Source organism: Mucilaginibacter sp. P4_G9, assembly GCF_056400985.1.
The window spans coordinates 1-8,108 of record NZ_JBFUKF010000228.1 but is presented as its reverse complement, the minus strand read 5'-3'; the positions used below and the strand labels follow the sequence as shown (position 1 = coordinate 8,108).

General features: G+C 43.3%; 7 protein-coding genes. 3 read left to right on the top strand and 4 right to left on the bottom strand.

Annotated elements, in window-relative coordinates; all coding sequences use genetic code 11:
- Positions 1 to 2,242 (bottom strand): efflux RND transporter permease subunit (locus AC1DPZ_RS17675; protein ID WP_477405777.1); only part of this gene is annotated, 2,242 nt, incomplete at its 3' end.
- Between the two features lie 19 nt (positions 2,243 to 2,261).
- Entirely contained in the window at positions 2,262 to 3,662 is a 1,401-nt protein-coding gene (locus AC1DPZ_RS17670) for a TolC family protein (RefSeq protein WP_477405775.1), read from the bottom strand.
- 91 nt (positions 3,663 to 3,753) lie between these two features.
- Here AC1DPZ_RS17670 and AC1DPZ_RS17665 point away from each other — a divergent pair, with 91 nt between their 5' ends.
- Positions 3,754 to 4,704: a LysR family transcriptional regulator gene (locus AC1DPZ_RS17665; protein WP_477405773.1), complete on the top strand. Its 951-nt coding sequence runs from the start codon at positions 3,754 to 3,756 to the stop codon at positions 4,702 to 4,704.
- A 308-nt stretch (positions 4,705 to 5,012) separates the two neighbouring features.
- On the opposite strand, the gene AC1DPZ_RS17660 is transcribed toward AC1DPZ_RS17665, so the two are convergent.
- Positions 5,013 to 6,086, bottom strand: a complete 1,074-nt coding sequence (locus AC1DPZ_RS17660; protein WP_477405771.1) for a hypothetical protein — start codon at positions 6,084 to 6,086, stop codon at positions 5,013 to 5,015.
- 24 nt (positions 6,087 to 6,110) lie between these two features.
- Positions 6,111 to 6,797 carry a DUF6345 domain-containing protein gene (locus AC1DPZ_RS17655; protein WP_477405769.1) on the bottom strand — a complete coding sequence of 229 codons (687 nt, stop codon included), beginning with the start codon at positions 6,795 to 6,797 and terminating at the stop codon, positions 6,111 to 6,113.
- Positions 6,798 to 7,056: 259 nt separating this feature from the next.
- Here AC1DPZ_RS17655 and AC1DPZ_RS17650 point away from each other — a divergent pair, with 259 nt between their 5' ends.
- Together AC1DPZ_RS17650 and AC1DPZ_RS17645 are read left to right on the top strand one after the other, a co-directional pair.
- On the top strand, positions 7,057 to 7,509 hold the full coding sequence (locus AC1DPZ_RS17650; RefSeq protein WP_477405767.1) for a helix-turn-helix transcriptional regulator: 453 nt from the start codon (positions 7,057 to 7,059) through the stop codon (positions 7,507 to 7,509).
- A gap of 14 nt (positions 7,510 to 7,523) precedes the next feature.
- Positions 7,524 to 8,108: nucleotidyl transferase AbiEii/AbiGii toxin family protein (locus AC1DPZ_RS17645; protein ID WP_477405765.1), on the top strand; the 585-nt coding region annotated here is incomplete at its 3' end.

The window sequence follows — 8,108 nt, the reverse complement described above, 5'->3', positions numbered from 1 at the left end:
CTATAGACGGGTAATTGAAGGATTGAGCTATCTGCGCATCGCGTAAATATTTGATATCTTTTAATTTATCCAGTATTTTAAAGGCAAACTCCTGGTTTTGTTTTTTGTTTTTGCCCGATAGTGCAATTTCAATAGGTGTTGGCGATCCCTGGCTTAAAATTTTATCGGTAAGTTCTATCGGCTCAAAAGAAAGCTTAATCCCAGGCAGTTCTTTGTGAATCGCGATTCTGAATCTTTCCTTCAGATTATCCAGGTTGGGTACTTTATAATCTTCAGTTAAGCTAATCTGCATCACAGCCTCCTGCGGCCCCGCCATAAACAAATAAATAGGGTTTGTTGAAAACGACGACGGGTGCGAACCTACAAAAGTAGAGGTTATTGCAATATGGTTTTTACCTACAAGCGTTGCCAAAATGTGTTGGGCTTTAACCGCAATAATTTCTGTACGTTCCAAACGTGTGCCATCGGGGGCACGCAAACGTACCTGGAAAGTGCCCGTGTTAATTTTAGGCAATACATCGCGGCCAATAATGTTGAAGAGTAAAAAAGCAAGTCCGACTGCCGAAATAACATATCCGGTTACCAATAATTTCCGGTAAGGCAGCATGCGGTCCATCAGGTGCATAAAACTGTCCCTGAACTTGTCAAACCGGGTTGCTTTTTCGCCGGGATGTTCAAGGGCTATTTTCATAGCTTTTTCTTTTTGCTCCCAGGGTTCCCCTTCATCCTCCAGGGCAAAACCATCAGGATGACTATGGTCTTCATGCTTGTTCACCATAATCCAGTTAGCCATGATAGGTACAAAGGTTTGGGCCAGAAAGTATGATATGATCATGGAGAAGCCAATAGCCAATGCCAGCGGCAGGAATAATGCGCCCGGTATCCCGGTCATGGTAAAGGCAGGTGCAAATACTGCCAGGATACAAAACAGGATAAGCAATTTTGGGAAGGCTATCTCCTTACAGGCATCCCATATGGCTAATGCTTTGGGTTTGCCCATATCAAAATGCTGGTGTATATTCTCGATGGTTACCGTTGATTCATCTACCAGGATGCCGATGGCCAGCGCAAGGCCGCTCAGTGTCATGATGTTAATGGTTTGATGGAATAAGGCCAAAAAGAATATAGCAGATATGATACAGGTTGGGATGGTTAATATTACAATCAACGCGCCGCGCCTGTCGCCCAGGAATAGTAATACCATTAAACCGGTAAGTACCGCACCTATGGCTCCTTCCTCGGCCAGGCTTTTAACCGCGTTTATTACATATACCGATTGATCAAACACGAACGACAGCTTAACATCCGGCGGCAGTAAAGCCTGGAAACGCGGTAGGGCTTTTTTAAGATTTTGTACCACATCCCATGTAGATGCTGTTGCCGATTTGGTAATAGGCAGGTAAACCGAACGCTTGCCATTAATGAGGGCGTAACCGTTTGTTATATCGGCGCCATCTTCAACAATGGCTACATCGCGCATAAACACCGTTTGAATCCCGTTTTTATACAGCGGGATATCACCAAAATCCTTGATCTCCTTAATAGTGGTGTTGGAAGGGGTAAGGTAATTATAATCGCCTATGCGTACGTTACCGGCAGGAGTGTTCAGGTTGTTTTCGCGCAGGGCAGTCACAATCTGATCGGGGGTTAAATTGTGCGAACGCAGCAAACCCGGATCAACCTTTATAACTACTGTACGCTGGTTACCACCAAACGGAGCAGGGGCAACCAAACCGGGTATAGATGTAAAGGACGATCTTACATATACCAGCGCATAATCCAGCAATTCGTTATTATTACGTTTGGGGCTGCTTAATACCAGCTGCCCAACAGGTAATGTAGAGGCATCAAACCTTAAAATAAAAGGCGGCTGCGAGCCCGGCGGAAAGTTAGCCTGCGCCCGGTTGGTATAACTCGTGACCTCGGCCGCTGCCTGGGCCATATTGGTTCCCTCGTAAAAAGTAACTTTTATTAATGTTAAACCCTGTATGTTTTTTGTTTCGATACTTTTAACGCCCGAAACAAACAGCAGCAGGTTAACATATTGCTTACCAAAGTAAGCCTCCATCTGGTTTGGGGTAAAACCGCCGTAAGGATGGGATACATAGATGACCGGCAGGTTAAGATCAGGGAAAATATCGATCTTGATGGTACGTACCGCATTTATCCCGAAAAAAAACAACCCGGCTACTATAACCAATATGGTAATTGGTTTTTGAAGCGCCCCTTTTATCATTCCCATTATATATGTGTATCTGTTATTAAAAATTATTTATAAATAAGCCAAAGTCGCCGGTAGCGGCGGCTTTGTAGAGCAATGCCTGCCATACGTTGTTTGAGGCTATATACTTGTCAATTTCGGCACGGTTAAGTGTGTAAAGCGCCTGCGTAAAATCAACAATGTTTGATAGCCCGTTTTTATACAGGGCATACTTTTGTATATAGGCATCACTGGCGGCTTTAACTTCAACCGGTACTTCCCGGTAATTTTTAAGCGCGTTGCTGATGCGGGTTTCGGCTAATACCTGCTGGGCCTGTAATTGCTGGGCTACCAGGTCGTAATCATTTTTGAATTGGGCTGAGGTGTATTTTTGAGACTGCACCTGGTAATGCGTTCTGAACAGGGTAGTAAAATTCCATACCATTGCCACGCCAAACAGGTAGTTGTAGCGGGTTGGATCGGCACCGGCGCCATAGCTGCTGCTAAAGCTGTTTTGGTTGGAGCCATAATCATAATTAAAACCAGATCCCCGGCCCTGGTAAACACCGAAGAGGCTAAAGGTGGGATAAGCAAAGGTTTTTAAATATTTAGCCTGCTCGTCGCTTACACCAATACGATTCTGGAAATAGCGCAATGAGGGATGATCGGTAGCTGCAACGGCGCTTTGCGCGGCCAGATTAGCCGGGGCTTTGGTAATAAAAGCGCTATCTAACAAAAACTCCTGTGCCGGAACGCCTAAGTAGATAGAAAGCTGGTTACTTTGCTCCTGTACGGTTTGCTGCGTATTGGTTAAAGCTATCCTGGCGTTCGATACTTCGGCATTTGCTAACGATGAATCAACACCTGCGTTAAGACCATTCTTTACGCGGGCGGTCACTACTTTTTGCAGCTCAATTGCACGGTTTAGGTTATCCTGCTGGGCCTTTGCCAGTTGCTGGGCTGCCAATAAATTGAGGTAGGTACTTGCTACACGTATCTGGTGCTGAAACTGTTCCTGCGAAAGGTCGCTTTCTTCGCGGGTTACTACGGAGCGCTGCACTTTCACTTTCTCTTTGGCTTTGCCAAAGCTGAAAAAATCCCAGCTTACGTTGCTGAGGTAAAGAGAGCCGAATGCCGAGTTCCAGTTCTGCTTAGGTAATGCAGGACCTGATGACGCTACTGATAAACCATGGTAACCAAATAAAGGGCCATTTTGGCCATTAGCGGTTCCGTAGTCCTGTTGGGCCGAGATGCTTACATCTGGTAAATATTCTGTACGTGTTTCTTTTAAGTATGCCTTCGCAGCGTTTAGCTGGTTTGCTTTCGACTTAATGGTACCGTAATTAGCGAGCGCCATTTGTTCAGCATCTTTAATATTGAGAACCTTTTGCTGAGCCTGAGCCTGGATGACATAAAAAACACCTAAAAACAGAAGTAATCGTTTTGAAGGTATTTGTAACATTGTGGTGTATTTTGTACACGGCAAATGTAGAGGTATAGCATATATTAGGAAAATGAATTAATTTTGTCATAATCATTAGAAAAACTAATATATGAATATCGCGCTGCATCATTTCCGTTTGGTTGATACCATTTCAAAGGAAGGATCGCTTACCAAAGCGGCCTCAACTTTGCACCTTACACAGTCGGCACTGAGCCATCAATTGAAAGAATTGGAACGCGAAATGGACATCGAGGTCTTCCATCGTCAGGGGAAAAAACTGCACCTTTCTGAGCATGGTTACCGCTTCCTGCGGAGTGCCGAAAAGATCCTTGCTGAGATCAATTCTTTGGAGGAAGATATCCAGAATTACAAGAACGGGAAGACCGGAAAGCTCACCATCAGCATGCAATGTTATACGGCTTACCACTGGCTGCCAGGCATCATCAAATATTACAAAAACCGCTGGCCTGATATCAATATACACATTTTATCGGATGCAACGCGCCGCCCGCTGGAGTATTTGATGCGCGGCGAACTGGACATTGGCATCGTGCGTACGCAGATGATCAACCCCAAAATAACATACGAGCATATCTTCGAAGACCACCTGGTGGCCATCATTTGTAAGGACCATCCGCTGGCAAAAAAAGACGTAATTCATGTTACCGATTTCCAGGATGAGGAGCTGATTTTACCGCTCTATGATCCCTCATACCAGGACACCCCGGTGATAGAATCGTTAATCCAGGCGCAGCAGGTAAAGCCCAAAACTTTGCACCGGATCCACTACACCGATGCCACCATCGAGATGGTAAATGCGGGCCTCGGCATCAGCGTTATGGCCGACTGGATTGTGAAACCATACCTTGCAGGTCGCAATATTGTTACAAAATCATTACATCACAGTATTGCAAAACGGGCCTGGTACGCCGCTACCTGCAAGCAAACACCAGCCATCCAAAACTTTTTAGAGTGTTTAAAAATGCATTTTTCGATAAACGGAATGATAGGGAAGGGGGATGAAGAACAGGTTTTGGCGCCGATGGCAGAAGTGATTTAATACCGGTATAAGCGGAAAGCGTAAGGTGTTCCGTTTCAATAGTGAAACCCCTGTGCATAAAAATCAGGAAAATAAATCTATTTCTTATATAAGTAATTGACAGTAAATATATTACATTGATACTTTTTTAATATATGTACGACATGAGTTGTCGTACATGTATTGATTTTGTATTTGAAACGGGATGTTTTTTAAAGATAGTAGCAAAGTTTATCAAAACAATAAACCCTGCCTGGAAATTAACCGGCAGGGTTTTATGTAATAAAGTTTAAGTTTTATAAGGTTTAATTAAGTTTTATAAAGTTTTGTTATTGATTATAGCGGGTTGTATCCCGCCTGCCCTCGTCTTTACCTCTTGGAATAGGTTGCTCGTTTTTGCCATCGTCGGATGTATTTTTTGGTGCACGGGCCTTATCATGCATAAATGAATACGTTTGGCGCGGATTTTTTAAAATAGGCTCGATGATGTCATAAGGGAAAACCCTGGTGGTAGTATCTGTAGCGCTGGTTTTATAAACAGTTTCGCATTCGGCACGCAGGGCGGGTTCTATTAACCCATGGCCCTGGTCATAATATACCAGGCTTATTTTTTTAACAATGATGCTGATAGCGTCTGTATTTTCGCTCAGGATGTGCTTTTCAAATGATCTTTTTAAATCATCCGGAACAACCATAGCCTCAGGCTGCACCCTGCTGCCCTTGAAGGAGGCCCAATGCCGGGTAAGGCCGGTTAATTTACCACCTTCGGCCATTTGAATGATGATCCTGGAGTGGCCTTCAACGGGGATGTCGCCAAATTTTCTGTCGAACCTTACGGTGGTGAATTTTTCAAAAACCGTGTTGTTCCCGTTGTTATCATGAACACCCACGTTTAACCCGCCAACATGTGCCATTACATACTCATCTTTGGTATTGCCGGTAAGCGATAGTTTTCTTAAATGGGTTAAAGCCATTGCCGCCGCAGCATCTTTCTTTAAAAGGTCCTTTGTCGATTCGTTACCGGCATAGGCGCGCATTCCGGTGCTTAGCGCGATATCGCCGTTATCTAAATTAATGTTTAATATGGCCGATGGATCTGCCGGGTTTTTATACCAAAGCATGCCGCCTTCTCTAACAGGTTCCTTTAAATTAAATTTACCTGCCGCACCCGCGTATTCCAGTGATTGGGTTAATATTTTCTGCGCAGCGCCTTCATCCAGTTTGGCCTCGTCTGTTGTGTAGGTGTTCAACGGTATTTTTTCATAGTCGGGAAAAGTAGCAGCCGGACCGTAACTGATCTTATTTTTGCCTGGTTCAGATTTATCAACCCCGTGGCAGGCTGCAACCGTTAGTACAATAACAGTAAACAGGGTTGCTTTTGTTATATTGAATAAATTTTTCATGATAAGTTTTTTATTTTTTAAATATTAGTATTGGTACCATACCTTTAAACTGTTATCGTTAGGTGAGGGGTCTGGTGCAAAGGAGGCGTGGGTATCAAACTCACAGGTAGGGTTCATAACACAGGCACCCTTTTCGTCAGACCGGGCTTCGTTGTTAATAGCATCAAACCATGACTGCCAAACCGCGTAACCGGCATGAATGGCGCCTCCATAATAATCTGTAACATCCTGGTCTGTTGATTGCCATGACAGCGTTCTGAAACCACAGGCCTGGTGCAGGCCATCAAATATCCCCCCATCCTGCGTCCAGTTGGTGTACCAGTCGGCCTGTTCAATAGGGCTGGGCACTACATCGCACGATTCAAAGGCAAGAAACTCGCAGTTCCAGTCGCCATATCCTTTGGCGGATGTTGTACCTGCTGATGGAAAGCTTACCCCACCTGATGTAGTGGCGATGTACCATTGATTACCATGACCGGCAAATATTGAAAAATCCATAGCATCAACCCGGGCGTTGTTGTTGCTGATGAATTGAAAATCGTACGCATAATAATACTGTTCATAACTAAAGTGCTTCAAAAAATTGTAAACCACCTCATCATGCCCCTGGTCGCGTGTTCCGGCGTATCCGCCTTCACTACGGTCGGCCGCATTTAAACTGTTGGCCGCAATTATGAGCATTGCGGCTGTCATAAAAATTAACTTTTTCATTTAGGTTTAGTTTGTGCCTAATCTATTTGTCCCGTTTTCGGCTCCCCGGGTGCTTACTCTTTTTTTGTTGCAGGATTTTCGGCTTGCTTCCTTGTTGTAAAGTTATAGGTGGCTGCAGGCAATAGTCTTAGTATTACTACTGATTTCGGGCGAGTAGTATTACGCTATGTTTGGAGGATGGCTTACGGGATAATACTCTTAAAAGGGGGGGGTGGTTATTAAAAATGTAAACAATTTTGTTTATATTTGTCTTATTGCTATGCCAAATAAAATAGATAAATTAAAAGGACTTCATCCCGGAATTTTACTGGAACGCGAGCTTAAAAAAAGGAAGCTGGCTAAAAGACCTTTTGCCCTATCTTTAAATACGCACCCGCAGTTACTGGGCGACATTACAAAAGGGAAAAGAAAAATGAATCTCCCGCTGGCCTTAAAAATTGAAAGCGCTTTAGGATTCGAGGAGGGCTACCTGATGATGCTGCAATTGTATTACGATATTAAACAGGAGAAGCTTAAGCAGGAACAGGATGTGCATCCCGATCTTTCACAATTCAGACCGGTAATTTTTTGGGATACCGACATGAAAAAAATAGATTGGATAAGGCAAAAAAAGGCGATTATAAAACGTGTGCTGGAAAGAGGAAATATCCAGGAAAAAAAAGAACTGGAGCGTTTTTATGGAAAGGATGAACTGGAGAAGGTTCATGATTAATGCCTGATATAATTATGAGAAGCATGCTTCAATGGAATACTGTTACACCAATATTAAAATCGTCGCTCGAAACGCTAATGCAAACGGAAGTTTTAGGGGCGTTCCGCCTTGTAGGTGGAACTTCTTTGAGTTTACAAATTGGCCATCGGATGTCAGATGATATTGATCTTTTTACCGACGCGGCTTACAACTCTATAGACTTTGATACAATAGACGCATATTTAAAAGGCACATTCTCTTATACCGACACTTCAAATACCGGCCTGATTGGTACAGGTACCTCTTATTTCATTGGAAATAACAAAGATAATGCGGTTAAGCTCGACCTGTATTATACAGATCCTTTTATCAGGAACATTTTGGAAAGGAATAATATCAGGTTAGCCACTTTAGAAGAAATTATTGCCATGAAAATTGATGTAGTATCCAGAACAGGAAGAAAAAAGGATTTCTGGGACTTACATGAATTACTGGAATCATATTCGCTTAAAAAAATGTTAGCCTTACATGAAGAACGTTATCCATACACTCATGACGAAAAACAAATTTTAAAGAACTTTACAGATTTTGAAAGTGCAGATGATGATTTTGAGCCTGTC

Bases quoted from the DNA above. Each gene is read 5' to 3' on its own strand.
- AC1DPZ_RS17670 (WP_477405775.1), bottom strand. From the start codon at position 3,662: ATGTTACAAATACCTTCAAAACGATTACTTCTGTTTTTAGGTGTTTTT.
- AC1DPZ_RS17660 (WP_477405771.1), bottom strand. From the start codon at position 6,086: ATGAAAAATTTATTCAATATAACAAAAGCAACCCTGTTTACTGTTATT.
- AC1DPZ_RS17665 (WP_477405773.1), top strand. From the start codon at position 3,754: ATGAATATCGCGCTGCATCATTTCCGTTTGGTTGATACCATTTCAAAG.
- AC1DPZ_RS17655 (WP_477405769.1), bottom strand. From the start codon at position 6,797: ATGAAAAAGTTAATTTTTATGACAGCCGCAATGCTCATAATTGCGGCC.
- AC1DPZ_RS17650 (WP_477405767.1), top strand. From the start codon at position 7,057: ATGCCAAATAAAATAGATAAATTAAAAGGACTTCATCCCGGAATTTTA.